This is a genomic window from Streptomyces sp. WZ.A104 (genome assembly GCF_002382885.1).
GTDB lineage: Bacteria > Actinomycetota > Actinomycetes > Streptomycetales > Streptomycetaceae > Streptomyces.
This window is the reverse complement of record NZ_NWVL01000028.1, coordinates 23,011-47,696: the sequence shown is the minus strand read 5'-3', so window position 1 is coordinate 47,696 and position 24,686 is coordinate 23,011. Positions and strand designations below refer to the sequence as shown.

Genomic DNA, 24,686 nt, shown 5'->3' with positions numbered 1-24,686 from the left:
GAAGCCCTACGCGGTCCGGGTGCGGGCGTCGGCCGCCTCACGTGCGCAGGCGTACGCCAGCGGGCTGATCAGCTCGTCCACATCGGGCAGCCAGCGGTTGACGTGGGTGGGCTTGCGGGCCCACTGCACGGCCCCGCGCCCGCCGACCCGGGTCGGCGGAGCGGCGATGTAGTGGCCCTCGCCCCGGCCGGTCAGATCGATCGCCTCGGCGTTCCAGCCGAGCGCGCGCACCAGCTCGGGGGCCTTGGCCGCGGCCCCGGGCAGCACGAAGAACATCATCCGGCGGTCGGGCGTGCAGGTGACCGGGCCGAGGGTCAGGTCCATCCGCTCCATCCGCGCCAGCGCCAGGAAGCCCGCGGCCTCCGGGACCTCCAGCGCGTCGAAGGTGCGCCCGGTCGGCAGCAGCACCGAGGCGCGCGGCTGCCGGGACCACATACGCCGGGCGGCGGCCCCGCTGCCGGTCGCCTGGCCCGCCCAGTCGGGCCGGTCCGCGTGGGCCCCGGGCAGGGCACAGGCCGGCTCGCCGCAGGAGCAGCGCTCCCTGCCCTCCACCGCCTCCAGCCAGGTGCCGGGGAACACGTCCCAGTGACGCTCTTCCGCATACCGCACCGCGGCGTCGAGCAGGTGATCCCCCCGCTGCTGAGGTACTTGTGCGGCTTCCGTGACTCCGATGGGCTCTTCCACGACCAGCACAACTCCCGGCGTCACCGGGGGTTACGGCCTCCCCATGACCGGGTCACGGTGCATCGATCCTGCACGCGGGGCGCATCGGAGCATGGACGGGGGCGCGCGTGAGGCGTCGTACCGAAGGGCGGGTAACCACCTTCAGGACCGCCGACCGTACCGAATGCCGATGGAATATGCGCATTTCTTGTGTATGTGCCGGGCAGTGATCCCTTCCACCGATCGCTGCACATAACCGATGCTTCAGGGGGACATATGGCTGCAAGGCCTCTCGTAGCCCGCCAGCCCAACGAACGGCTCCAGACGCTCATCCAGGAAGCCGCCTGTTCCAACGCGGGCCTCGCGCGCCGCGTGAACATGGTCGGGGCCGAGCGAGGGCTCGACCTGCGCTACGACAAGACCTCCGTGGCGCGCTGGCTGCGCGGACAGCAACCCCGCGGCCGGGCCCCGGGGATCATCGCCGAGGCGCTCGGCCGCAAGCTCGGCCGTACGGTCACCATCGACGAGATCGGCATGGCCAACGGCAAGAACCTGGCCTCCGGCGTCGGCCTCCAGTACGCGCCGACCGTGGCCGGGGCCGTCGAGCAGGTCTGCGAGCTGTGGCGCAGCGACGTGGGCCGCCGCGATCTGCTCACCGGTTCGGCCATCGCCGCCTCCGCACTGGTCGAGCCCAGCCGGGACTGGCTGATCTCCGGCACCGACCCGCAGGTCGAGCGGCCGGCCGGGGCCCGGGTCGGGATGTCCGACGTGGAGGCGGTGCGGGCGATGACCACCGCCCTGACCGACCTCGACCACCGCTTCGGCAGCGGCCATGTCCGCCCGGTGCTCGTGCACTACCTCAACAGCGTGGTCTCCGGGCTGCTTTCGGGGGCGTACCGCGAACAGGTGGGGCGTGAGCTGTTCGGCGCGGTGGCCCGGCTCACCGAACTCGGCGGGTACATGGCGGTCGACACCGGTCAGCCCGGCCTCGCCCAGCGGTACTACATCCAGGCCCTGCGGCTCGCACAGGCGGCGGGCGACCGGGCCTACGGCGGCTATGTGCTGGCCGCCTCCATGAGCCATCTCGCCGCCCAGCTCGGCAACCCGCGCGAGATCGCCCAACTGGCCCGCGCCGCACAGGAAGGAGCCCGGGGGCAGGTCACCCCCCGCGCCCAGGCGATGTTCTACGCGGCCGAGGCCCGGGGGCACGCGCTGCTCGGGGACGCCAGGACCTGCCACGCGGTGGCGGGGCGGGCGGCCGCCGCGCTGGAGCAGGCCGACCCGGACACGGGCGACGACCCGGTCTGGATCGCGCACTTCGACGCGGGCTACCTCGCGGACGAACTGGCCCACTGCCACCGGGACCTGGGGCAGGCGCAGGAGGCCGCCCGGCGGGCCAGGGAGGCGCTGGCCGCGCTGCCGGAGACCCGGGCGCGGCGCCGGGGCATCGGGCTGGTGCTCCTCGCCTCGGCCCAGGTCCAGCAGCGCGAGGTGGAGCGGGCCTGCCACACGGGGACGCGGGCGATGGAGCTCCTGGGGACGGTGCGTTCCACCCGGGGCGCCGAATACCTCGACGACCTCCAGCAGCGGCTCGCGCCCTACGCCGAGGAGCCCGTGGTACGGGAGTTCGGTGAGCGGCTGGAGCTCCAGGCGGCGTGAGCCCGCGGTTGCGGGCCCGGTCGCGCGGGTCCGTCCGATAACAGCGTCGTGGGGCGGCCGGATGTTACCCCCGCTGTGAAGGGGTCGTGAGGGGCCCTACGCGCTTGGCGGAGGCGGGTGACCACCCGATAGCGTGAGCCGACGATTCCGTAGGTTCACACGTAGGAGTCCCGGTGACGCAGAGCGGACAGGGCGGCGAGCAACAGCTCCCCGCCGCACGACCCGCGCACGAGGGTGTCGTCCTGCCCGCCGACGGCGGTGCCCCCTGGACCCAGGGGGGACCCGCGGCCGGAGGGCAGGGCACGCACGGCGGACACGGCGAGCAGGCGGCCCCCGCGGGCGGACAGCCGTGGGGGCAGCCGTGGGGGCCGCAGTCCGACGCGCCGCCGCAGCCGGACCCGCAGGCGTCGGGACACTATGGCTACCCGCAGCCCCAGGCGCAGGCACAACCCCTTCCGCCCGCGCAGACGCCGGGCGCCGGGGCGTACCAGCAGCCGGACGCGTATCAGCAACCCCAGCAGCCCGGGGCGTATCAGCAACCCCAGCAGCAGGGCTCGTACCAGCAGCAGGCCCAGCAGCACGGCTCGTACCAGCAGCCCCGGTCGCAGCAGCAGTCCCAGCCCCTGCCGTACGCGCAGCCGCTGCCGCCGGAGGCCGTGCCGGGCACGCGGGGAGGCCCCGGGGCTCCCGGTGTTCCCGGCGGCGACGCGGACGCCACGCAGTACATCGCGCCCGTCCCGGGAGGCTCCGGGCCCGTCGGGATGCCCCAGCACGGCGGCGACGCGGATGCCACGCAGTACATACCTCCGGTGCCCGGCGGCGCCCCGTACGGGGGCAGGCCGGGCGCGCCGGGGGACCGGCAGCCGCCCGCGGAGTTCGACAACCTGTTCCGCGCGGAGGGGCCGGCGGGCGGCACACGGCAGATGCCGCAGTTCGACACGGGGCAGCAGGCCCCGCCCCCGCACCAGGGGCAGCAGGCCCCGCCCCCGTACCAGCAGCCTCCGCAGCAGGGCCACCAGCCCCAGCAGCCGCACCGGGGCGAGCAGTTGCCGCCCCACGCTCCCCAGTCCCACCAGGCTTCCCCGGGCTACCAGTCCGGCCTCCAGGGGCTCCAGGGCCGTGCGGAGCACGACGGGCCGCCCCCGCACCAGGACGGCGAGCCGCCGCGCCGGCGCTCCGCGCACGTCCCGCTGATCGCCGCCGTCGTCGTCGGCTGCGCGGTCCTCGGGCTCGGCGCGGGCGCCCTGATGAGCGGCGGCGGCGACTCCCCCAAGGACGACAAGCAGACGGTGGCGGCGCAGAGTTCACCCCCGGCCGAGGAGCCCACCCCCAAGGCGGCGCCCGACCCCGCGAAGCCGCAGGCCGAGGCGCTGGACAAGCTCCTGGCCGACAGCAACAACAGCCGCGCCGCGGTGATCAGCGCGGTCGAGAAGATCAAGTCCTGCAAGGACCTGGACCGGGCGAACACCGATCTCAGGGGCGCCGCCCAGCAGCGCCGCGACCTGCTGACCCGACTCGACGGCCTGACCCTGGACGAGCTGCCGCGCCACGCCGAACTGACGTCCTCGCTCACCCGGGCGTGGAAGGCATCCGCCGCGGCCGACGAGCACTACGCCACCTGGGCCCGGCAGGCCAAGAAGAACAAGAACGTCTGCAAGGGCGGCCAGGCCCGGACGACGAAGGAGACGGCCAGCGGCAACGAGCAGAGCGGGGTGGCCACCCAGGCCAAGCGCGAGGCGTCGCGGCTCTGGAACGTGATCGCCGCGAAGTACGGCCTCACCAAGCACGCGTACACCGAGCTCTGAGCGACCGGCCTCCGAGCCCTCCGAGCCCTCCGAGCCCTCCGAGCCCTCCGAGCCCTCCTGGGCCTCCGAGCCCGCTGAGCGGAAGACCGGGGTCCGGCGCCGACCGGGCCCCGGCCGTCAGATGTGCGGGGCGTCCGTCAGGGCCTCCGCGACGTCCACGAAGCCCTCCCTCTCGGCGGTGAGACGGCCCTCGCGGACCACCTGGAACGTCACCTTCGTGTTGACGATGCGCGGGTAGGCGGACGCGCCCACCAGGTCCCGGAAGCGCCAGCGGAGCGTCGGGGTCAGGCCGCCGGTGTCGACCTCGGTGCCCCGGTTGAGGGCGGCGGCGATCCGGCCCGAGGTGACCTTGTCGTCGTCGATCGCCGCGACGGCCGCCCGCAGCGCCGTGTACGCGATCCACGTCGTCTGGACGGCGGTGTCGTCCGGGTCGATGCGGTTGTCCCCGAAGGCGTAACGCTTGACCACCGAGCGCATCTCCTTCCACCGGGCGTCGCCCGATTCCGGGTACCAGCCGGTGACGTGGGCCCCCTCGAACGGGCTGTTCCGGCCGCCCGTGCGGGTGATGAGCGGCTGGCTGACGCTGCCGAGGACGGAGGAGACCGTGACCCGCTCGCCTTCCGCCTCCAGTCGGCGGAAGGAGTCGAAGAACGTCTCCGTGCGGGAACCGAGCACCGCCGTCACACAGCTGCCGCCGGACCGCTCCAGAGCCTTCGCGGCCTGCTTGTCGTAGGAGGTGGCGTCCTCGGGGGCCAGGATGTCGGTGGACTTCGGCCGGTCGGCGGCCAACAGCCCGTTGTCGAGGAGCTGCGGCATGCCGTCGCCGCCGATCGTGTCGGGCCGGACCAGCGAGACCCGCGCGCAGGAACGCGCCAGCTGCTGGCCGTGACCGGCCAGCAGCGCGGACTGGCCGCCGTTGACCGGGTAGGAGAGGTAGCTGCTGAACTCCTCGGTGGAGGCGCCGTAGCCGCCGATGTACGGGACGCCGCCCGCCTCCAGCGCGGGCATGAAGCTCTGCCCGTGCCGGCTGTACGAGCCGACGACGGCGGCCACCTCCTTCTTGACGGCCTCCCGCGCGCACCGCTCGGCGCCGAGCGCGGTGTCGCCCTCGTCGCAGACGATCACCCGCAGCTCGCGCCCCCCGATACCGCCGGTGTCGTTGACCCAGCGGGCGTACGCCCGGGCCATCACGGGCACTCCGGCCTTCTGCACCGCGCTGACGTCGTCCGAGCGGTCGGGCGCCCACGTCATCACGGTCACGGGCTCCCTGGATCCCCCCGAGGTTCCAGGGAGCACACCGCAGCCGGTCAGCAGCAACGCACCTGCGGCCGCCGCGGTGATGCCGTGCTGGAAGGGGCGGGGGAACAGGGCGCGTCGCCGTCCGGTCATGGCACCGAATCCTTCCGCGCCCGGGGTAACGGCGCGGTGTGTGATTCTCAACGCTCGGTGATGTCCCGGTGAATTACGGGGGGCCGTGCGGGGGTGCGGCCGAGGAACGTACGATCGACGACCGTGCAGCAAGGTTCGGAGAACTCTTCCCGTCGCGGCCGTCGCTCCTCCACCATGGGCGGCATGCCGCTCACTGACATGCCGTGGTGGCGCTGGCGCACCAACGTGCGCTCGGCGCTGCACATGCTCTCCGACCCCGACTTCCACCACGAGTGCTGGCTCGCCGGCCGGGAGGGATACGGGGACGTCACCGACGCCGTTTACCGACTGGTCGAGGACACCTGGCTCGACAACTGGTCCGCCGAGAAGTACGTCGGCACCATATTCAGGGACGCCGCCGAGGCGGCCGCCGTGGACACGGCCGCCCTGCGCGTCCTGCGGATCATGCACCAGGTCGGCGCGGACGCCCCCGTCTCCGCCTATCTGGACCATCAGGGCTGGCCGGAGGCGGTCCGGGCGGCGCGCGAGGCGCACGTGCTGCTCGCCGTCAACGACTCCGAGGACCCGGACACGCCCCCGCGCTCCCTGGACGTCATCCGCATCATGACCAGGACCGCCTAGCACCCGGCGGCTGTGGCACCCTACGAGGATGACCGCACCGCAGCCCACCGCCCCGCCCCAGCAGTACGTCCTCACGCTCTCCTGCCCCGACAAACAGGGCATCGTGCACGCCGTGTCGAGCTACCTCTTCATGACCGGCTGCAACATCGAGGACAGTCAGCAGTTCGGGGACCACGACACGGGTCTGTTCTTCATGCGCGTCCACTTCTCCTCGGACGCCACCGTGACGGTGGACAAGCTGCGGGCCAGCTTCGCCGCGATCGGGGAGGCCTTCCGGATGGAGTGGCAGATCCACCGGCCCGAGGAGAAGATGCGGGTCGTGCTGATGGTCAGCAAGTTCGGCCACTGCCTCAACGACCTGCTGTTCCGTTCCCGTACGGGCGCGCTGCCGGTCGAGATCGCGGCCGTCGTCTCCAACCACACGGACTTCGCCGAGCTGGTCGCCTCGTACGGCATCCCCTTCCGGCACCTCCCGGTGACGAAGGAGAACAAGCCCGAGGCCGAGGCGCAGCTGCTGGAGCTGGTCCGCGAGGAGAACGTCGAGCTCGTCGTCCTGGCCCGCTACATGCAGGTCCTCTCCGACGACCTGTGCAAGCAGCTGAGCGGCCGGATCATCAACATCCACCACTCGTTCCTGCCGAGCTTCAAGGGCGCCAAGCCCTACCACCAGGCACACGCGCGCGGGGTGAAGCTGATCGGCGCCACCGCGCACTACGTCACCGCCGACCTCGACGAGGGCCCGATCATCGAGCAGGAGGTCGAGCGGGTGGGTCACGACGTCACCCCGGACCAGCTGGTCGCGATCGGGCGCGACGTGGAGTGCCAGGCGCTGGCGCGCGCGGTGAAGTGGCACGCGGAGCGGCGCATCCTGCTCAACGGCCGCCGTACGGTGATCTTCGCGTAGCCCTCGGGCGCCGCGTCACAACCGGCTGAGCGAGGCCGCCGCGAACAGCACGTCGCGGATGGCCTCCCGGTCGCCCTCCTGGCCCGCCGCCGCTTCCACCGGCGGGATGTGGCCCGCGACGAGCCGGCAGAACTCCACCCCGTCCAGGGCCACCGTCGCCACCGCGCGCTCGGGCGACCCGACGGCGGCCGGTGAGTCCAGCGCGATGTACCAGTCGCCCCCGCCGTGCCCCTCGATCTCCAGGTGGAGCGAGCGGCCCGGCGCCCCGGCCGCGACCAGTTCCCTGACCGGTCCGGCCAGTCCGGCGCCGCGGCGGCCCGCGAGGGCGGCCGGGAGCAGCCGGGCCGCGAGGTCGATCATCCGGTGCAGATGGGCGGCGGACGGGGCCTTGTACGGGTAGTCCACGGCGTCGGCGATGTCCCCGCCATGCACCCAGCACTCGAAGGCCCGCTCCAGCAGCGCGTCCTGGAGCGGCAGGGCGAAGGCACCGTAGGAGACGTAGGTCTCGGCGACGTTCCGCCCGGCGAGGGACGCCGTACGGATCAGCTCGTGGCTCTGGTCCCGCCAGGGCTCGCGGACGGCACGGGTGGCCGGCGGCCGCGTCGCCGACCAGTACGCCTCGGTGCGCTCGGTGGGGTCGAGCGGTACGTCGCCGCCGCCGAGCGGGTCGTCGAGGCCGAGCGCGGCGGACAGCAGCCCGTCGACCGCCCTCAGATGGCCGATCACCGCGGCGACCGTCGCCCGGCGGCTGACCGGGCGCTCCTCCTCGAACCACTGGAGCCGCACCGGCGCATGCCATTCGGCGTCCCCGATGTCGCGGAGCAGAGCGTCCAGCCGGGCGGTCTCGGCGTCGTACGGCGCGGCCCACTCGGGAACGGGAATCCGGGCCGGGCGACGGCCCAGGCAGCCGTCCATCACCCGGGTCCGCAAGGTCGGATCGAGGTCCAGCGAGCCGCCGGTGTGCAGCAGCCCCACGGCGTCCCGCAGCCGCAGCGCCTCGTCCGCGCACGGGGCGCACCCGGTGAGGTGGTCCTCCACGGCGGCGGTCTCCTCCGCCGAACAGGCGGACAGCGCCCAGGCACCGAGGAGCGCCTTGAGGACCTGGTGCGAGAGGACCGGCGCGGGTGTCGGCCGGGGCGGTCCCGGCCACTCGTCCGGCTCGGTTCCGGAGGGCATGGGGGCCTCCCGCAGGCCGTCCTCGTACACGTCGTCGCCGGGCGCGATCCGTTCGGCCACGTGTGCAGCCGGCCCGGCGTCCTCCGGCGCGGCCTGTTCCGGTACGACCTCGTCGGGCGCGGCCGCGTCGCCGGGCGGCGGCAGCACGGGCGGCGGCATCGACTCCAGGTCGAGGTCGTCCGCCGCCCAGCGCGGGCCCGGTATCCGGCGCGCGCCCCGCACCTCCTCGTCACGGCCGTCGCTCTCCCGGCCGTCGCCGCTCACCGGGCTCGTCCGTAACCGGGTGGCGCGGTCCCTTCGAGCGGGCGGGCGTTGGCGGTGGAGAGCAGCTGGAGGCCCAGCCGGAGGCGGCGACGGGCCTCGTCCTCGGTGACCCCGAGGTCCGCGGCGGTCTGGCGGTAGTCGCGGCGCTGGATGTAGGCCAGCTCCAGTGCCTGCCGCAGCGGGGCGGGCATCGAGGAGACGATGTAGTCGGCGCGGGCGGCCGCCGTGGCGCTGCTCACCCGCCGCTCCAGCTCCTCCGGGTCGGGCACGGCGCCCTCGCCGTGCTCCGCCTCGTACGACGTGGCCGCCGCCCGGCGCAGCCGCCGTACGGACTGGAGGTGGGTGAGCCGGGCCACCCAGGAACGCATCGAGCCCTGCTTCGGGTCGTACGCCTCGGGGTTCTCCCAGACCTGGGCGAAGACCTCGCGGGTCACCAAGTCCGCGGCGTCCTCGTCGTCCAGCATCCGGTGGGCCTGGCTGTGGACGAGGGAGGCGAACCGGTCGTACAGCTCACCGAGCGCCGCCGCCTCGCCGCGGGCCAGCCTCTGCTGCATCCTGCGGTCCCAGCGCGGCGGTGTGTCCTTCGCCATGAAACCCCCAGCCCCGCCCTCTGCCCAGCCCGGTAGATCCACCCTCTGCCCTCGCTGACCGAATGTAGTCCGCCGGGCGGGCGGCGTACGCGCCTTTGCGGCAACTGCGTTGCCGCGCGGTGTGGCCGCCGACGGTAGTGCATTTCGGCCACAGGCGCTTCCTCGCCATCTCTGAACAGCGAAAACGGGCCGAAGTGAGCATTTCCGCCGGAAACCGCCTGGGCTCCGGCGGGCACGTCGGTGTTTCATGGAGGCGCGGTGGGGCAGCCGCGAGGAGGAACGGAAACTTCCGGGTTGCCGGGAGCCCCCGGAACGAGAGGTCCAGTCGCGTGACGCTGAAGGTGGACGAGACCGAGCAGGGTGACTGGACCGTGCTCCGGATACGGGGCGAACTCGATCTGGTGACCTCACCCGTCGTGCGTCAGTCCGTCCACGAGGCGGTCGCCGAGGGGCGGCGCGATGTGGTGCTCGACCTGTCCGACGTCTTCTTCTGCGACTCCAGTGGTGTGGGCGTACTGATCGCGTCGCGGCGGCTGATGAAGTCCTGCGGCGGCAGGCTGCGGCTGATCCTTCCGGCCCGGGGCGCGGAGGACGGTTCGCACGTCAACAAGGTGCTGGGGGCGCTCGGGGTGCGCCGCCTCTTCGACGTCTACCCCGACGCGCGGTCGGCGGCCGACGAGGAGCGCAGTCCGCTGAGCGCCTGAGTCGGGCCCGGTGATGCGAGGTTGTCACACAGGAACAGCTTCTCGGTGACACGTGAAGGCCCCGGGCGTCGTACGCTCCCCGCATGGACAGCGCAGAGTACGAGCGAAAGATCGCGCACCGCTTCGCCGCCTTCGACCAGGACGGCAACGGCTACATCGATCGCGCCGATTTCAACGCCGCAGCCGCCCGTCTGCTCACCGAGTTCGGTACGACGGCCCGCTGCGACAAGGGCCAGGCGCTCTACACCGGTGCCGAGGCCTTCTGGCAGGGCATGGCGGGGATCGCCGATGTGGACGGGGACCAGCGGGTCACCCGTGAGGAGTTCGTGGGCGGGGCGGTGAAGCGGCTCCGGGACAATCCGGAAAGGTTCGCGGAGATCGCCCGGCCCTTCCTGCGGGCGGCCATCGCCGTCGCGGACAGCGACAACGGCGGCAGAGCATCGGTGGCGGCGGTGGAGCGGGCGCTCCGGGTGCTCGGGGCGGGCGACGAGATCGCGGGCATCGCGGCCCAGAGCCTGGACACGGACCGGGACGGACAGATCGCGGAGAGCGATGTGATGGCGGCGTTCGCCGCGTACTTCACGGTGATCGAGCCGGACGCGTAGACGTTCCGGGCGTTACGGGGGCGGCGCGCCGCCCCCGTAACGCCTCTCCTCACCCGCCGAACCGTTCCCGCAGCCGGTATTTGAGCACCTTGCGCAGTGTCTCGTTGCGGGGCAGCGCGTCGAGCACCTCCAGCTGCTCGGGCAGCTTGTGGACGGAGAGCCCCGCGCCCCGCAGATGGGCGGAGAGTTCGGCGAGCGTCAGGGGCGGGGCGCCTGGCGGCTGTTCGACCACCGCGCAGACCCGTTCGCCGCGCTCCGCGTCCGGGAGCCCGATGACCGCCGCGTCGGCCACGCCCGGGTGGATGTGCAGCAGGTCCTCGATCTCCTTGGCGGAGATGTTCTCGCCCTTGCGGATGATGATGTCCTTGAGCCGCCCGGTGAGCGTGAGGTGCCCGCTCTCCTGGAGCCGCCCCAGGTCCCCGGTGATCAGGAACCCCTCGGCGTCGAAGGCCGCGGCGGAGGCGGCGGCGTCCAGATACCCCCGGCAGACCGCCTCCCCGCGCAGCCGCACCTCGCCCTCGCTTCCGCACGGGAGCGGCTTGCCGTGCTCGTCGGCGATCCGGATCTCCATCCCCTCCGGCGGCCGCCCCTCGGTCAGGGCCAGGTTCTCCGGGGTGTCGTCCGGCGCTCCCATGGTGATCATCGGGACCTCGGTCATGCCGTACCCGTGGGTGAGCTGGACGCCCATCTCCCGTACCACCGCGTGGTACACCTCCGGCGGCTTCGGCGCCCCGCCGCCCGCGAGCAGCCGCAGCGACGGGATGAGCGGCCGGTCCGGCGCCTTGCGCTGCTCGGCCAGGAACATCGCGTAGAACGCGGTCGACCCGCCCGCCACGGTCACCCCGTGGCGCCGGTACTCCGCCAGCGCGTCCGGCAGCGCGAACTGCTCGAACATCACCGCCGGGAACCCGTACAGCAGCAGCATCACCGTGTAGTCGGGCCCGGCGACATGCGCGTACGGGAACGCCATCGAACCCACGTCGTCCGCCGAGAGTTTCAGGGCATGGGCGAGGCAGGAGCCGCCCGCGATCAGGGAACGGTCGGTGTGCAGGACGCCCTTGGGGTCGGATGTGGTGCCCGAGGTCCAGTAGATCCAGCGGATCTCCTCGCCCGTCTCCGGTCCGGGCGGGGGCGGCAGCACGGCCGGATCGCCGTCGGGGAGGGTGTCGTACGCCTCGAAGACGCGCGGCGGGTCGGCCAGTTCCCCGGCGATCCGCTCGGCCATCGCGGTGTGGTCGAAGCCGCGCCGGACGCCCGGCACGGCGAAGAACGCCGCACCCGACTCCCTGAGGGCGAACCGCACTTCGCGGTCCCGGTAGAACGGGATGACCGGGGTCTGTACGGCCCCGAGCCGGGTCAGGGCGAAGGAGAGCAGGGCCGTCTCCAGCCGGGTCGGCAGCTGCCAGGCGACCACGCTGCCCGCCCGCACGCCCATCCCGTACAGCCCGGCGGCCACGCGCTCGGCGCGGTCCCGCAGCCCGCCGAAGGTCAGGGACCGGTCCTCCTGGAGCAGGACCGGGCGGTCGGGGGTGAGGGCGGCGCGCGCCTCGATCAGCTCCCAGAAGGTGCGGGACGCGCCCAGCGCGTGGGCGGTCGCGGTCACGTCGTTCACGGCGGTCACAGGGGTCCCTCCGAGCTGACGAGTAGTCAGATAGTGCGGAGAGCGTAGGGCTCCGCGCCTTGTCGGTCCAGGGGTGCGGGGCTAGCCTGATGGCCGCAACCGAATCTGACGGACCATCAGAAATGGCGCCCGCGCCCGGGAACCCGACGGGTGCGCCGGGTGCGCGGAGGGGACGGCACACCATGACGGACACGGAACTGCCTCGGATCGTCAGCGTCGACGACCATGTGATCGAGCCCGCGCACCTCTTCGCCGCCTGGCTCCCCGCGAAGTACCGCGAGCGGGGGCCGCAGCCGCTGACGGCGGGCATCGGTGAGCTGGCGTACACGGGCGGGAAGTACGTCATCACGATGGACCCGGACGGGCCGCCGGCCGACTGGTGGATCTACGAGGACCTGAAGTTCCCGTACAAGCGGAACATCGCCGCCGTCGGCTTCGACCGCGACGACATGACCCTGGAGGGAATCACCCGGGCCGAGATGCGTCCCGGCTGCTGGGACCCGGCCGAACGGCTCAAGGACATGGACCTCAACCACGTCGAGGCCTCCCTCTGCTTCCCGACCTTCCCGCGCTTCTGCGGGCAGACCTTCGCCGAGGCGCACGACAAGGAGGTCGCCCTCGCCTGCGTACGCGCCTACAACGACTGGATGGTCGAGGAGTGGTGCGGCGACAGCGGCGGACGCCTCATCCCGCTCTGCATCATCCCGCTCTGGGACATCGGCCTCGCGGTGGCGGAGATCAAGCGGAACGCGGCCCGGGGCGTACGGGCGGTCACCTTCTCCGAGATCCCCACCCACCTGGGACTCCCGTCCATCCACACCGGCTACTGGGACCCGTTCTTCGCGGTCTGTCAGGAGACCGGCACGGTCGTCAACATGCACATCGGGTCCAGCTCCCAGATGCCCGCGGCCTCCCCGGACGCGCCCCCGGCCGTGCAGGCCTCGCTCTCCTTCAACAACGCGATGGCCTCGATGATGGACTTCCTCTTCAGCGGGGTGCTGGTGAAGTTCCCGACGCTGAAACTGGCTTACAGCGAGGGCCAGATGGGGTGGATACCGTACGCCCTGGAGCGCGCCGACGACGTGTGGGAGGAGCACCGGGCCTGGGGCGGGGTGCGCGATCTGATCCCCGAGCCGCCGTCCACGTACTACTACCGGCAGATCTTCTGCTGCTTCTTCCGCGACAAGCACGGCATCTCCGCGCTCGACGTCGTCGGGCGGGACAACGCCACCTTCGAGACCGATTACCCGCACGTGGACTCGACCTTCCCGCACACCAAGGAGGTCGCGCTCGACCACGTCAAGGGACTGGACGAGGAGACCGTCTACAAACTGATGCGCGGAAACGCCATCCGGATGCTCGGCCTGGACCTGGACAAGTAGGCGGCGGAACCGTGGATCTCGCGTACACGAAGGCCGAGGAGGAGTTCCGGGGGCGGCTGCGGGAGTGGCTGGCCGCCGTGCTCCCCGGCCTGCCCGCCAAGCCCTCGCCCGACGACTGGCCCGCGCGCCGGGCGTACGACACGACCTGGCAGCGGATGCTGTACGACGCCGGGTACGCGGGCCTGCACTGGCCGGTCGACGCGGGCGGGCGGGGTGCGACCCCGACCCAGCATCTGATCTTCCTGGAGGAGACGGAGAAGGCCGGAGCGCCCTATGTCGGGGCGAACTTCGTCGGGCTGCTGCACGCCGGGCCGACCGTCGCCGCCGAGGGCACGGCCGAGCAGCGGGCCCGCTGGCTGCCCCCGGTGCTGCGCGGCGACGAGGTCTGGTGCCAGGGGTTCAGCGAGCCGGACGCGGGGTCCGACCTGGCCGCACTGCGGACGCGGGCGGTGCGCGACGGCGACGACTACGTGATCAGCGGCAGCAAGATCTGGACCTCGCACGCGGAGGTCGCCGACTGGTGCGAACTGCTCGTGCGTACGGACCCGAAGGCGCCGAAGCACCGGGGGATCAGCTGGCTCGCGATGCCGATGGACGCGCCCGGCATCACGGTCCGCCCGCTGCGGACCCTGGCGGGGTCCACGGAGTTCGCGGAGATGTTCCTCGACGAGGTCAGGGTGCCGGTACGCAACCGGGTCGGGGCCGAGAACGACGGCTGGCGGGTCACCATGGTCACCCTCTCCTTCGAACGCGGTACGGCCTTCGTCGGCGAGGTCGTGGCCTGCCGCCGCACCCTGGACGTGCTCGCCGACGAGGCCCGGTCCAACGGGCGCTGGGACGACCCGGTGCTGCGGCGGAGGCTGGGCCGGTTGAACGCCGAGCTGCGGTCCCTGTGGCGGCTCACCCAGTGGAACGTCAGCGAGTCCCAGCGCACGGGCGGGGTCCCGGGTATCGGCGGCTCGGTCTTCAAGCTGCGCTACTCCGGGGTCCGCCAGGAGCTGTACGAGGCGGCGGCGGAGGTGCTGGGCGCTGACGCGTTCGACATGGACCGGGAATGGGTCCTGGACCGGCTCTCCTCCCTCTCGTACACGATCGCGGCGGGCACCTCGCAGATCCAGCGGAACATCGTCGCCGAGCGCATCCTCGGCCTGCCGAAGGGGCGCTGACCACCGTGGACTTCCAGCTCTCGGACGACCAGCGGGCCCTGCGGTCCGGGATGCGCGACCTGCTCGGGGCGGTGTTCGACCGTGGCCGGCTGCGGGCGGCGGTGGAGCGGGGCGGGGCGGTGGACCGGGGCCTGTGGCGGGAGCTGGGCGCGGCCGGGTTCTTCGCGTTGCGGCTCCCGGAGGCGGAAGGCGGGGTGGGGCTCGGGCTCCCGGAAGCCGTGCTGCTCTTCGAGGAGGCGGGCCGGGCACTGCTGCCGGGCCCGCTGGTCGCCACCCACCTCGCGGCGGGCCTGGTGAAGGGGGCCGCGGAGGGCGAGGCGGTGGTGACGGCGGCGGACGGGCGTCTGCCGGTGGCGCACCTGGGGGAGGCGGACGCGGTGCTGGCGGGCGCGGAGGCGCTCACCGGGGAGGCGCTGCACGCCTGTGCGGCCGCCGCCCGGCCCGTACGGTCGATGGACCCGCTCACGCCGCTGCACCGGATGCCGCCGGCGGAGCGCACCACGGCGCACTCGGAGCGGTTCCGGTGCGAGGCCGCGCTGCTGACCGCCGCCGAACAGCTCGGCAGCGCCGCCCGGACCACCGAGGCGGCCGTTCAACACGCCGGGGAGCGCGAGCAGTTCGGATGGCCCATCGGATCGTTCCAGGCGGTCAAACATCTCTGCGCCGACATGCTCGCCCGCACCGAACCGGCCCGCGCCGCCGTGTACGCGGCAGCGGTCACCGGCGATCCGGTGGAGATCGCGGCGGCCAAGCTGCTCGCCGACGATGCGGCCGTCCGCAACGCCCGCGACTGCCTCCAGATCCATGGCGGACTGGGCTTCACCTGGGAGGCAGATGTTCACCTCCACCTCAAACGGGCCTGGCTGCGGTCCGCGTGCTGGCTCGGCGGGGCGGCGGCCGAGGAGCTGCTCGCCGCCGATCTGGGGGCCGCAGGGCCGCTTCCCGGCAGCTCGGCGGCGTACGGTCGCGCAGGTGCGGAAGCCGGGGGTGGAGGGTGACTCAGTGCAGCCGGTCGGCGTCGATACCGGCTTGTGTCCTTTGCGTGATTCGTCACCGGGTGGAGTCGGGGTCCGGCTCGGGTACGCTCCGTGGGATGCGAGTGGTTCTGGAACCGGGCGATCCGGGGGCGGCCTGTGCGGCGGCTCCGGTCCGGGGCGAGGGCTCTTGCCGGAGATGCGCCGGGCCTGCCCGGGAAGCGATTCTCGCGGTCTCTGCGCGCTCCTGTTCGACTCCCCGCAGCGTGCGTCGCACAGTATGCACCACGCGTACTCCTTCGCGCTGGAATATGCCCGAAGCGCTTGTTGCGGTGACTGTACGTCAACCATGCTTTCGCGTAAGGGAAACACGTTCCGTGACCCTGAGAAGGCGCGAGGCGATGTGTCCGCCGGTTCGGATGGTGTGAGCGGTGCAGGTGCTTCAGGTTCAGCTGGAGGTCGGTCCGGATCCCGCAGAGGTGGGGCGGGCCCGTAAGTGGGCGCGGTCGCGCCTGGTCGGTTCCGGGATAGGCGATGACGAGCCGCTCGCCGAAACGCTCATCCTGCTGATCTCGGAGCTGGTCACCAACGCGGTCGTCCACACGGGCTGCCCGGCCGTGCTGCGGATGCTGTTCGGCGGGACCGGAGCCTCCGGGGCGGGCGGCACGGTCCGGGTGGAGGTCGCGGACGCCAGCGACCGCCCGCCGCTCCAGCGCCACGCGGAGGGCGACGACACCAACGGCCGGGGCCTGGAGCTGGTGGACGGCCTCGCGGACCGCTGGGGCTGGCAGCCGGAGGGCGCCGGGAAGCAGATCTGGTGCGAGGTCGACCGGAGCGCGCCGGTGCGACCCCAGGAGACGCCCACGGTGGTCATCCAGGGCGGCGAGACGTGCGAGCCGCCCACGTGCGTCTTCACCAACCTGGCCTGAGGACCGCGGCTTTCCCGTCGGGGCCGCTCACCACTGGCCTGAGGCCTGAAGGCTGAGGTCGGCGGTCGGCGGTCGGCGGTCGGCGGTCCGCCGGGGCCCGTTCCGCCGCTCACAGGACCGCGACCGGGGCGACCGGAGAGCCGGTGGCCCCGGTGAACGGCTCCGGCGTGGCCGTGAGCAGGAACGCGCGCCGTCCCTCCTCCGCACAGGCGGTGGACAGCGCCTCCAGGTTCCAGTTCTGGCCCTGGAGCATGCCCATCTCCACCAGGTGCAGGGCGTGCACCGGCATCCACAGGTCCTCGATCTCCGGTGGAAAGATCTCGAAGGTCAGGGTGTCGTTGGCGACGGCGGCCACGTCCCGCGCGTGGAACCACTCGGGCGTGCGCACGGAGAGCCCCGGTGACGGGTAGCCGTAGGCGTGCCGGTCCCCGGCCAGCGCCACCTGCACCTGCCCGGTCCGTACGAGCACGATGTCCCCGGCCCGTACCCGTACGCCTCCGAACTCCTCCGCCGCCGACAGGTCCTCCGGCGTGACGGCGTGATCGCCCGGCAGCCGGTCCACGCCCCGGGCGCGCGCGACATCAAGAAGCACGCCGCGCGAGACGAGGTGGCCCACGGCGGCGATGGACGAGAACCGCGCTCCGGCGTGCGCCGTGATCGTGTCCGCCGGGCGGCCGTTGTAGATCTTCCCGCTGTGCGAGGCGTGGGTGAGGGCGTCCCAGTGGGTCGCGGCCTGGAGCCCCATCGTGACGGCGTCGTCGCTGGTGGCGACCGTGCCGGGGCCGAAGATCTCCTGGTTGATCTGGACCATCGTGTGTAGCGGATTGACCCGGCCCGGGATCAGCCCGCTCTGCACCCCGTCCTGCTGGAGCGGCAGGGCGAGCGGTATCCGGCGGCCGGTTCGGACGGTGGCGGCGGCCTCCCGTACGACGGCGTCGGTGATCAGGTTGAGCGTCCCGCGCTCGTCCTCCTCCCCCCAGCGGCCCCAGTTGTTCACGCGCTCGGCGATCTCGTGGAACGCGGCGGGCAGGGACATGGGGGCCTCCTGGGGCTTGTGCCGGAGTATCCGACTGCCCATAAAATCTAACGGTCCGTCAGAAACCACGGGAAGGGGCCAGGCATGGGGAACTTCTTGGCAGGCAGGGTGGTCGCCGTGACGGGGGCCGGCCGGGGCATCGGGCGGGCGGTCGCGCTCGCCGCGGCGGCGGAGGGGGCGCGGGTCGTCGTCAACGACTACGGCGTCTCCGTCGAGGGCTCCGAGCCGACCAGCGAGATAGCCCGGTCCGTCGTCAAGGAGATCGAGGCGGCGGGCGGCGAGGCGGTCGCGGCGGCCGACGACATCTCCACGATGGCGGGCGGACAGCGGATCGTGGACACCGCGCTGGCGGAGTACGGCCGGCTCGACGGGGTGGTCTGCGTGGCCGGGATTCTGCGCGAGCGGATGCTGTTCAACATGTCCGAGGAGGAGTGGGACCCGGTCCTGGCCACCCACCTCAAGGGCACGTTCACGGTCTTCCGGGCGGCCTCGGCGGTGATGCGCAAGCAGGAGGGCGGCGGCACGCTGATCGGCTTCACCAGCGGCAACCACCAGGGCAGCGTCTCCCAGGCCAACTACAGCGCGGCCAAGGGCGGCATCATCTCGCTGGTCCGCAGTGCGGCGCTCGGCCTGCACAGGTACGGCGTGACGGCGAACGCGGTCGCCCCGGTCGCCCGGACCCGGATGTCCGCCGGGGTCCCGATGGAGCTGAAGGAGATCGGCGAGCCGGAGGACGTGGCGGCGCTGGTGGTCTACCTGCTCAGCGACCGGGCGCGGGAGGAGAGGATCACCGGCCAGGTGTACACGATCGCGGGCCCCAAGATCGCGGTCTGGGCCCAGCCGAGGGAGCTGCGGGCCGGTTACGCGGAGGGCCCCTGGACCCCGGAGCGGATCGCGGACTTCCTCCCGGGGACGGTGGGCACCGACCCGATGCCGATGCTGGCGCGGCTGGAGGAGATGGCGGCGGCGGCGAGGTCGGGGGCCCGGCCGAACCAATGACCACCCTCCTGGCTCCGCCCGACGGAGGAGCGGGGCCGGAACCAGCGGCCACTCCGGCGAGGGAGCAGCGGGGGCTGGGGGCGGAGCTCTCAGGGACGAGCAGGAGGAACGCATGGACTTTCGCTTCACGTCCGAGGACGACGACTTCCGCACCCGAGCCCGCACCTGGCTGGAATCCCATCTCGCCCGAACCCCCGCCCCCACCCCCCGCGCGTGGGAACGTGAGCTGGGCCGGGCGGGCTGGATCGGGCTCGGCTGGCCCGGCGAGGACGGCGAGGGCTACGGCAACCGCCGTGCCACCCTCACCCAACAGGTCGTCTGGGCCGAGGAGTACGCCCGCTCCACCGCCCCCGCCCGCATGGGCCACATCGGGGAGAACCTCCTCGCCCCGACCCTCATCGCGTACGGCACCGAGGAGCAGAAGCACCGCCATCTGCCCCCCGTCGCCCGGGGCGAGACCCTGTGGTGCCAGGGGTACAGCGAACCGGGCGCCGGGTCCGACCTCGCGGGTGTGCGGACCGTCGCCGCCCCGGACGGGACCGGCGGGTACGCCGTGACCGGGCAGAAGATCTGGACCTCGCTCGCCCAGGACGCCGACTGGTGCTTCGTCCTCGCCCGCACCGAACCCGGTTCCACCCGTCACCACGGCCTCTCCTTCCTCCTGGTCGACATGGACCAGCCGGGCCGGATCGACGTACGGCCGATCCGGCAGATGACCGGGACCAGCGAGTTCAACGAGGTGTTCTTCGACGGGGCCCGGGCCGCCGAGACGGTCGGCGGGGAGGGCAACGGCTGGCAGGTCGCCATGGGCCTCCTCGCCCTGGAGCGGGGGGTCTCCACCCTGGCCCAGCAGATCGGGTTCGCCGCCGAGCTGGAGGGCGTCGTGCGCGCCGCCGAGGCGAGCGGGGCCGCCGAGGACCCGGTCATCAGAGCCCGGCTCGTACGCCAGTGGGCCGAGCTGGTCACCATGCGCCGGCACGCCCTGCGCACCCTGGGCGCCACCGGCGACCCGGGCGCGCCCAGCGTGGCGAAGCTGCTGTGGGGCGGCTGGCACCAGCGGCTCGGCGAGCTGGCGGTGGAGGTGAGCGGCGAGGCGGGGGCCGTCGGGCAGCGACCCTGGTCACCGGCGCGCCCCTACGAACTCACCGACGCACAGCACCTGTTCCTCTTCACCCGGGCCGACACCATCTACGGCGGCTCCGACGAGATCCAGCGGAACATCATCGCCGAGCGGGTGCTCGGCCTACCGAGGGAGCCGAGATGAGAGGCGTCGTCTTCGACGGCACACGGACCGAGGTCGTGGATGACCTGGAGATACGCGAACCGGGCCCGGGGGAGGTCCTGGTGGCGGTGGCCGCCGCCGGTCTCTGCCACAGCGACCTGTCGGTGATCGACGGCACGATCCCCTTTCCGGTCCCCGTCGTGCTCGGCCACGAGGGCGCGGGCGTGGTGGAGGCGGTGGGCCCCGGCGTCAGCCACGTACGGCCCGGTGATCACGTCGCGCTGTCCACCCTCGCCAACTGCGGGGCCTGCGCCCAGTGCGACCGGGGCAGGCCGACGATGTGCAGGAGAGCGATCGGCCGCCCGGGAAGACCGTTCTCGCGCGCCGGCGAGGAACTCTTCCAGTTCGCCTCCAACTCGGCTTTCGCGGAACGTACGTTGGTGCGTGCCGTGCAGGCCGTGAAGATCCCGGCCGACCTGCCCCTCACCTCCGCCGCCCTGATCGGCTGCGGGGTCCTCACCGGTGTCGGGGCCGTACTCAACCGGGCGAAGGTCGACCGGGGTGACAGCGTCGTGGTCATCGGCACCGGCGGCATCGGCCTCAACGTGCTCCAGGGGGCCCGGCTGGCGGGTGCGCTCACCGTCGTCGCCGTCGACAGCAACCCGGCGAAGGAGGCGGTGGCCCGGCAGTTCGGCGCCACGCACTTCCTGACGAGCGCCGACGGCGTACGCGACATCCTCCCCGCCGGCGCCGATCACGCCTTCGAGTGCGTCGGCCGCACCGAGCTGATCCGGCAGGCGATCGACCTGCTGGACCGGCACGGACAGGCGGTGCTGTTGGGCGTACCGGCGGCGAGTGCCGAGGCGTCGTTCGTCGTCTCCTCGATGTACCTGGACAAGTCGATCCTCGGGTGCCGTTACGGCTCCTCGCGGCCGCAGCGCGACATCGCCCTGTACGCGGACCTGTACCGGGAGGGCCGGCTGCTGCTGGACGAGCTGGTGACGGAGACGTACCCGGTGGAGGACTTCGCCAAGGCGGCCGACGACGCGCATCACGGGAGGGTGGCGCGGGGGGTCCTGGTCTTCTGATCCACCGGCTCGGTCCGGGGCGGTGACCGGACACCGCCTGGCCGGAGGCGCCGCGCCGCGAGGAGGTCGTCACCCAGCTGACCTCCGTGGCGGACGGACCGCACGAGGTTGAGCGCACCATCGACCAGCTGGTCCACCGCGGCTGGCTGCGGATCGGTACCGGGCAGTGCCTGCACCTCACCGATGCCGGGGAGGCGGCCAAGGTGGGACTGCGCGAGCCGGCGACCGAGCTGCGTGCCGTGGTCCACGAAGGCATCAGCGGTGAGGAGTACGTGGCCGCGCTCAAGGTCCTGCGCAGGATGGTCACCAACGTCGGGGGCGGCAGGGACAATCCTTAGGTGTTCGCCGAGGCCCGGAACGTACGCCGGTAAACCGTCGGCGGCACGCCCAGGGCCGCCTGGAGGTGCTGGCGCAGGGAGGTCGCCGTGCCGAAGCCGGCGTCCCGGGCGACCTGGTCGATCGACAGGTCCGTCGACTCCAGCAGATGGCGGGCCCGCTCCACGCGCTGCTGCGTGAGCCACTGGCCGGGGCTGATCCCGACCTCCTCGCGGAAGCGGCGGGTGAACGTCCGTACGCTCATCGCCTCCTGCTCCGCCATGTCCCGCAGCAGGATCGGCCGCTCCAGCCGGGCGAGCGCCCAGGCCCGGGCGGCGGTGGTGGTCGCGAACTGCGGTTCGGGGAGGGGCCGGTGGATGTACTGGGCCTGGCCGCCGTCCCGGTGCGGGGGGACCACCGTGCGGCGGGCGACCTCGTTCGCGACGGCCGCGCCGTGGTCGCGGCGCACGAGGTGCAGGCACAGGTCGATGCCGGCGGCGACCCCGGCGGAGGTGAGAACGTCCCCGTCGTCGATGAACAGGACGCCCGGGTCGACGCGGACCTGCGGGAACGTCCGCTGGAAATGGTCGGCGGAGGCCCAGTGCGTGGTGGCGGGGCGGCCGTCGAGATACCCGGCTGCGGCCAGGACGTAGCTGCCGGTGCAGATGGACACCATCCGGGTGCCGGGCCGGACCCGGGCGAGCGCGGCCGCCAGGTCCTCGGTGAGCCTGCCCTCCTCGAATACCGGGCCCAGCTCGTAGGAGGCGGGGACGACGACCGTGTCGGCGGTGGCCAGCAGCTCCGGGCCGTGCTCCACGAGGACGGAGAAGTCCGCGTCCGTACGGACCGGTCCCGGCGGGCGGACCGAGCAGGTCACGACGTTGTACAGAGGCTTGCTCGGTCCGCCCGGCTCCATGCTGACGGAGCGGCCGAAGATCCGCTGCGGAATACCCAGTTCGAAGGGGAGCAGTCCGTCGAGGGCCAGGACGACGACGCGGTGCGGCATGAAGGCCTCCTCGGCGACCACGGGGGACCCGGTGGCTGGTACAGACCATGAGCTGATACAGATTACTGACGTGATGGAGAAGCCGACAGGGACCGCGTCCATTCCCGAGGCGGCACACGTCCGTCGCCGCCCGCCCTCCGCGCTCCGGGCCCGCGCGGTGGCGGCGGCCGCGGCCGTCCTCACCGTGGCCGCGGGCCTCGCCGTACGCGCCGGGACCGACGGCGCCTTCGCCAAGCACGCGGGGAGCGCGCTCTACACGGTGCTGCTCTGCGCGCTGGCCGCCCTGTGCGCGCCCCGCGCGCGGCCGGTCGCGGTGGCGGGCGCCGCACTCGCCCTGAGCTGGGCGGTCGAGTTCCTCCAGCTCACCGGGGTGCCCGCCGACCTCTCGGCGCGGAGCACGGCCGCCCGGCTGGTCCTCGGCTCGACGTTCAACGCCCCGGACCTGTTCTGGTACACGGTGGGCGCGGCGGCGGCCTGGGCCGTCCACGCGGGGGGCCGGAGGCGCTGAGAGCGCAACCGGAGGTCCTGGGCGAGCCGCTTCTCCCGAACTTCTTCCGGCGCCCCGGGCCACGGCATGGCCCGATTCCTGCGAACCGTGTCCTCCCGGCCACTCGTACGGAAAGGTGCAGGCCAGGAAGCTGGTCCGCGTGACCCAGACAACCGAGAGCGCTGCCCGAGACGACGAGCGACGGCCGCCCCGTGAGACGCGCCGCCGCCCCCGCGTCCACCGGGCGTGGATCGTGGCCGCCGTCACCTTCGTGACGATCATCGGCGGCGCGGCCTTCAACTCCCTGCCCGGCCTGCTCATCGACCCGCTCCACACGGAGTTCGGCTGGTCGCGGGGCGAGATCGGGCTCGCGGTCTCCATCGACATGGCGCTGTACGGGCTGACGGCCCCGTTCGCCGCCGCGCTGATGGACCGGTTCGGCATCCGGCGGGTCGTGGCGACCGCGCTGACCATGGTGGCGGCCGGGGCGCTGGCGAGCGTCTGGATGACGGCCTCCTGGCAGCTGATGATCTATTGGGGGCTGCTCGTCGGCCTCGGCACCGGGTCCATGGCGATGGCGTTCGCCGCGACCGTCACCAACCGCTGGTTCGTGGCCCGCCGGGGCCTGGTCACCGGCATCCTCACCGCGGCGGGCGCCTCCGGACAGCTGGTCTTCCTCCCGCTCTGCGCCTGGATCGTCGTCGAGCACGGCTGGCGGCCCGCCTCGGTCACCGTCGCCCTCGCGGCCCTGGTCGTCGTCCCGTTCGTCTGGCTCCTGATGCGCGACCACCCGGCCGACACGGGCCTCGCCCCGTACGGCGGGGAGTACGTGGACAAGCCCGCGCCCGCCCGGGGCGTCGCGCGCCGCACGGTGAAGGTGCTGTTCGACGCGGCGCGCACCGGGCCGTTCTGGCTGCTGGCCGGAACGTTCGCGATCTGCGGGGCCACCACCAACGGCCTGGTCCGCACCCACTTCGTCCCGTCCGCCCACGACCACGGCATGCCGGTCACGGCGGCCGCCTCGCTGCTCGCGGTGATCGGGGTCTTCGACATCATCGGCACCATCTTCTCGGGCTGGCTGACCGACCGCTTCGACGCGCGCAGGCTGCTGGCCGTCTACTACGCGCTGCGCGGGATCTCTCTGCTGTTCCTGCCGATGCTGATGGCGCCCGAGGTGCGGCCGTCGATGGTCTTCTTCATCGTGTTCTACGGTCTCGACTGGGTGGCCACCGTCCCGCCGACGCTGGCGCTGTGCCGGGAGCAGTACGGCGACGACAGTGCGATCGTCTTCGGCTGGGTGCTGGCCTCGCACCAGGTGGGCGCGGCAGTGGTGGCGTTCCTCGGCGGGGTGGCCCGGGACGTGTTCGGCAGCTACGACGTGGTCTGGTACGCGTCGGGGGCGCTGTGTGCGACGGCGGCCCTGATGGCGCTGGTGATCCGCCGCGCCCGGACCGCCAAGGCCGTAGCTAGCGGCTGAAACGGCCGAACGCCCCCCGGTGGAAGAGGAGGGGCTCGCCCTCGTCCGTCGCCCCCAGCGCCTCCACCCGGCCGACCACGATGAGATGGTCGCCGCCGGTGTGCACGGCGTGGATACGGCAGTCGATCCAGGCGGGCACGGAGTCCAGCAGCGGCGACCCGGTCGCCGGGGCGTCCTCGTAGGCCACCCCCGCGAACTTGTCGGCCCCGCTCACCGCGAACCCCCGGCACAGCGCGCCCTGTCCGGCCCCCAGGATGTTCACGCAGAACGCCCCGGCGCGGGCGACGCGCGGCCAGGTCGTCGACGTACGGGCGACCATGAAGGACACCAGCGGCGGGTCCAGCGAGAGCGAGGCGAAGGACTGGCAGGCGAAGCCCGCCGGCCCGTCCGTGTCACGGGCGGTGATCACGGTGACGCCACTGGCGAAGTGCCCCAGCACGCGCCGGAATTCGTCCGGCGCGACGGGCCGCCGCTCGTCGTCCCGGACGGCTCTGAGACCTGGCCGGGGCAGTGTCCCGGGTGGCGTTCCGGCCGGTGCGGCTGTCGTGGCTGCGCCGACGGACCTGAGGTACCGGACGGCGGTGGCGGCCATGCCTGCGTGTCC

The 24,686-nt window shown here is 72.9% G+C and carries 23 protein-coding genes and 1 pseudogene; 16 read left to right on the top strand and 8 right to left on the bottom strand.

All coding sequences use genetic code 11. From position 1 onward, the window contains the following. Positions 1–6 precede the first annotated feature (6 nt). Positions 7–693 (bottom strand): bifunctional DNA primase/polymerase, encoded by a 687-nt coding sequence (locus CIB93_RS17010; protein WP_096627692.1) that lies wholly within the window; start codon positions 691–693, stop codon positions 7–9. 246 nt (positions 694–939) lie between these two features. Here CIB93_RS17010 and CIB93_RS17005 point away from each other — a divergent pair, with 246 nt between their 5' ends. Together CIB93_RS17005 and CIB93_RS17000 are read left to right on the top strand one after the other, a co-directional pair. Beyond that, positions 940–2,322: a transcriptional regulator gene (locus CIB93_RS17005; RefSeq protein ID WP_096627691.1), complete on the top strand. Its 1,383-nt coding sequence runs from the start codon at positions 940–942 to the stop codon at positions 2,320–2,322. Between the two features lie 173 nt (positions 2,323–2,495). Beyond that, positions 2,496–4,127 carry a hypothetical protein gene (locus tag CIB93_RS17000; RefSeq protein WP_096627690.1) on the top strand — a complete coding sequence of 544 codons (1,632 nt, stop codon included), beginning with the start codon at positions 2,496–2,498 and terminating at the stop codon, positions 4,125–4,127. Positions 4,128–4,244: 117 nt separating this feature from the next. Here the strand turns inward: CIB93_RS17000 and CIB93_RS16995 are convergent, their stop codons facing one another. Further along, complete coding sequence (locus CIB93_RS16995; RefSeq protein ID WP_096627689.1) at positions 4,245–5,516, bottom strand: ABC transporter substrate-binding protein; 1,272 nt, start codon at positions 5,514–5,516, stop codon at positions 4,245–4,247. Between the two features lie 174 nt (positions 5,517–5,690). Here CIB93_RS16995 and CIB93_RS16990 point away from each other — a divergent pair, with 174 nt between their 5' ends. Continuing rightward, on the top strand, positions 5,691–6,137 hold the full coding sequence (locus tag CIB93_RS16990; RefSeq protein WP_096627688.1) for a hypothetical protein: 447 nt from the start codon (positions 5,691–5,693) through the stop codon (positions 6,135–6,137). 28 nt (positions 6,138–6,165) lie between these two features. Then, complete coding sequence (gene purU / locus CIB93_RS16985) at positions 6,166–7,041, top strand: formyltetrahydrofolate deformylase (protein ID WP_096627687.1); 876 nt, start codon at positions 6,166–6,168, stop codon at positions 7,039–7,041. 15 nt (positions 7,042–7,056) lie between these two features. On the opposite strand, the gene CIB93_RS16980 is transcribed toward purU, so the two are convergent. Both CIB93_RS16980 and CIB93_RS16975 read right to left on the bottom strand, forming a co-directional pair. After that, positions 7,057–8,481, bottom strand: coding sequence for a zf-HC2 domain-containing protein (locus tag CIB93_RS16980; RefSeq protein ID WP_096627686.1), 1,425 nt, complete (start codon positions 8,479–8,481; stop codon positions 7,057–7,059). Further along, positions 8,478–9,071 carry an RNA polymerase sigma factor gene (locus CIB93_RS16975; RefSeq protein ID WP_096627685.1) on the bottom strand — a complete coding sequence of 198 codons (594 nt, stop codon included), beginning with the start codon at positions 9,069–9,071 and terminating at the stop codon, positions 8,478–8,480. The genes CIB93_RS16980 and CIB93_RS16975 overlap by 4 nt, the downstream gene beginning before the upstream one ends. A gap of 329 nt (positions 9,072–9,400) precedes the next feature. Here CIB93_RS16975 and CIB93_RS16970 point away from each other — a divergent pair, with 329 nt between their 5' ends. Continuing rightward, positions 9,401–9,775 carry an STAS domain-containing protein gene (locus tag CIB93_RS16970; protein WP_096627684.1) on the top strand — a complete coding sequence of 125 codons (375 nt, stop codon included), beginning with the start codon at positions 9,401–9,403 and terminating at the stop codon, positions 9,773–9,775. An 83-nt stretch (positions 9,776–9,858) separates the two neighbouring features. Next, positions 9,859–10,380: an EF-hand domain-containing protein gene (locus tag CIB93_RS16965; RefSeq protein WP_096627683.1), complete on the top strand. Its 522-nt coding sequence runs from the start codon at positions 9,859–9,861 to the stop codon at positions 10,378–10,380. A 49-nt stretch (positions 10,381–10,429) separates the two neighbouring features. On the opposite strand, the gene CIB93_RS16960 is transcribed toward CIB93_RS16965, so the two are convergent. Then, positions 10,430–12,001 carry a class I adenylate-forming enzyme family protein gene (locus CIB93_RS16960; RefSeq protein ID WP_096627682.1) on the bottom strand — a complete coding sequence of 524 codons (1,572 nt, stop codon included), beginning with the start codon at positions 11,999–12,001 and terminating at the stop codon, positions 10,430–10,432. Between the two features lie 182 nt (positions 12,002–12,183). On the opposite strand from CIB93_RS16960, the gene CIB93_RS16955 reads away from it, so the two are divergent. From CIB93_RS16955 to CIB93_RS16940, 4 genes are all read left to right on the top strand, one after another. Beyond that, on the top strand, positions 12,184–13,383 hold the full coding sequence (locus CIB93_RS16955; RefSeq protein WP_096627681.1) for an amidohydrolase family protein: 1,200 nt from the start codon (positions 12,184–12,186) through the stop codon (positions 13,381–13,383). Positions 13,384–13,394: 11 nt separating this feature from the next. After that, on the top strand, positions 13,395–14,549 hold the full coding sequence (locus tag CIB93_RS16950; protein WP_096627680.1) for an acyl-CoA dehydrogenase: 1,155 nt from the start codon (positions 13,395–13,397) through the stop codon (positions 14,547–14,549). A gap of 5 nt (positions 14,550–14,554) precedes the next feature. Further along, positions 14,555–15,547 (top strand): acyl-CoA dehydrogenase family protein, encoded by a 993-nt coding sequence (locus tag CIB93_RS16945; RefSeq protein ID WP_096627679.1) that lies wholly within the window; start codon positions 14,555–14,557, stop codon positions 15,545–15,547. Between the two features lie 407 nt (positions 15,548–15,954). Next, positions 15,955–16,452, top strand: coding sequence for an ATP-binding protein (locus CIB93_RS16940; RefSeq protein WP_096627678.1), 498 nt, complete (start codon positions 15,955–15,957; stop codon positions 16,450–16,452). A 109-nt stretch (positions 16,453–16,561) separates the two neighbouring features. On the opposite strand, the gene CIB93_RS16935 is transcribed toward CIB93_RS16940, so the two are convergent. Next, positions 16,562–17,488 (bottom strand): cyclase family protein, encoded by a 927-nt coding sequence (locus CIB93_RS16935; RefSeq protein WP_096627677.1) that lies wholly within the window; start codon positions 17,486–17,488, stop codon positions 16,562–16,564. Positions 17,489–17,572: 84 nt separating this feature from the next. On the opposite strand from CIB93_RS16935, the gene CIB93_RS16930 reads away from it, so the two are divergent. The 4 genes and pseudogenes from CIB93_RS16930 to CIB93_RS16915 all read left to right on the top strand — a co-directional run. Beyond that, positions 17,573–18,487 (top strand): SDR family oxidoreductase, encoded by a 915-nt coding sequence (locus CIB93_RS16930; RefSeq protein ID WP_096627676.1) that lies wholly within the window; start codon positions 17,573–17,575, stop codon positions 18,485–18,487. A gap of 112 nt (positions 18,488–18,599) precedes the next feature. Further along, a complete protein-coding gene (locus CIB93_RS16925; RefSeq protein ID WP_096627675.1) occupies positions 18,600–19,751 on the top strand; it encodes an acyl-CoA dehydrogenase family protein in 1,152 nt (383 codons plus the stop codon). Next, a complete protein-coding gene (locus CIB93_RS16920) occupies positions 19,748–20,797 on the top strand; it encodes a Zn-dependent alcohol dehydrogenase (protein ID WP_096627674.1) in 1,050 nt (349 codons plus the stop codon). The genes CIB93_RS16925 and CIB93_RS16920 overlap by 4 nt, the downstream gene beginning before the upstream one ends. Positions 20,798–20,838: 41 nt before the next feature. Further along, a pseudogene (locus tag CIB93_RS16915) lies at positions 20,839–21,135 on the top strand (MarR family transcriptional regulator); the annotation flags it as partial. Here CIB93_RS16915 and CIB93_RS16910 read toward each other — a convergent pair. Next, on the bottom strand, positions 21,132–22,118 hold the full coding sequence (locus CIB93_RS16910) for a GlxA family transcriptional regulator (RefSeq protein ID WP_096627750.1): 987 nt from the start codon (positions 22,116–22,118) through the stop codon (positions 21,132–21,134). The pseudogene CIB93_RS16915 and the gene CIB93_RS16910 sit on opposite strands and share 4 nt — an antisense overlap. A 73-nt stretch (positions 22,119–22,191) precedes the next feature. Between CIB93_RS16910 and CIB93_RS16905 the strand changes: the two genes are divergently transcribed. Together CIB93_RS16905 and CIB93_RS16900 are read left to right on the top strand one after the other, a co-directional pair. Beyond that, entirely contained in the window at positions 22,192–22,626 is a 435-nt protein-coding gene (locus CIB93_RS16905) for a DUF2809 domain-containing protein (RefSeq protein ID WP_096627673.1), read from the top strand. Between the two features lie 139 nt (positions 22,627–22,765). Continuing rightward, complete coding sequence (locus CIB93_RS16900; RefSeq protein WP_096627747.1) at positions 22,766–24,082, top strand: MFS transporter; 1,317 nt, start codon at positions 22,766–22,768, stop codon at positions 24,080–24,082. On the opposite strand, the gene CIB93_RS16895 is transcribed toward CIB93_RS16900, so the two are convergent. After that, entirely contained in the window at positions 24,072–24,674 is a 603-nt protein-coding gene (locus CIB93_RS16895) for a flavin reductase family protein (RefSeq protein WP_096627748.1), read from the bottom strand. The genes CIB93_RS16900 and CIB93_RS16895 overlap by 11 nt on opposite strands. Positions 24,675–24,686 lie beyond the last annotated feature (12 nt).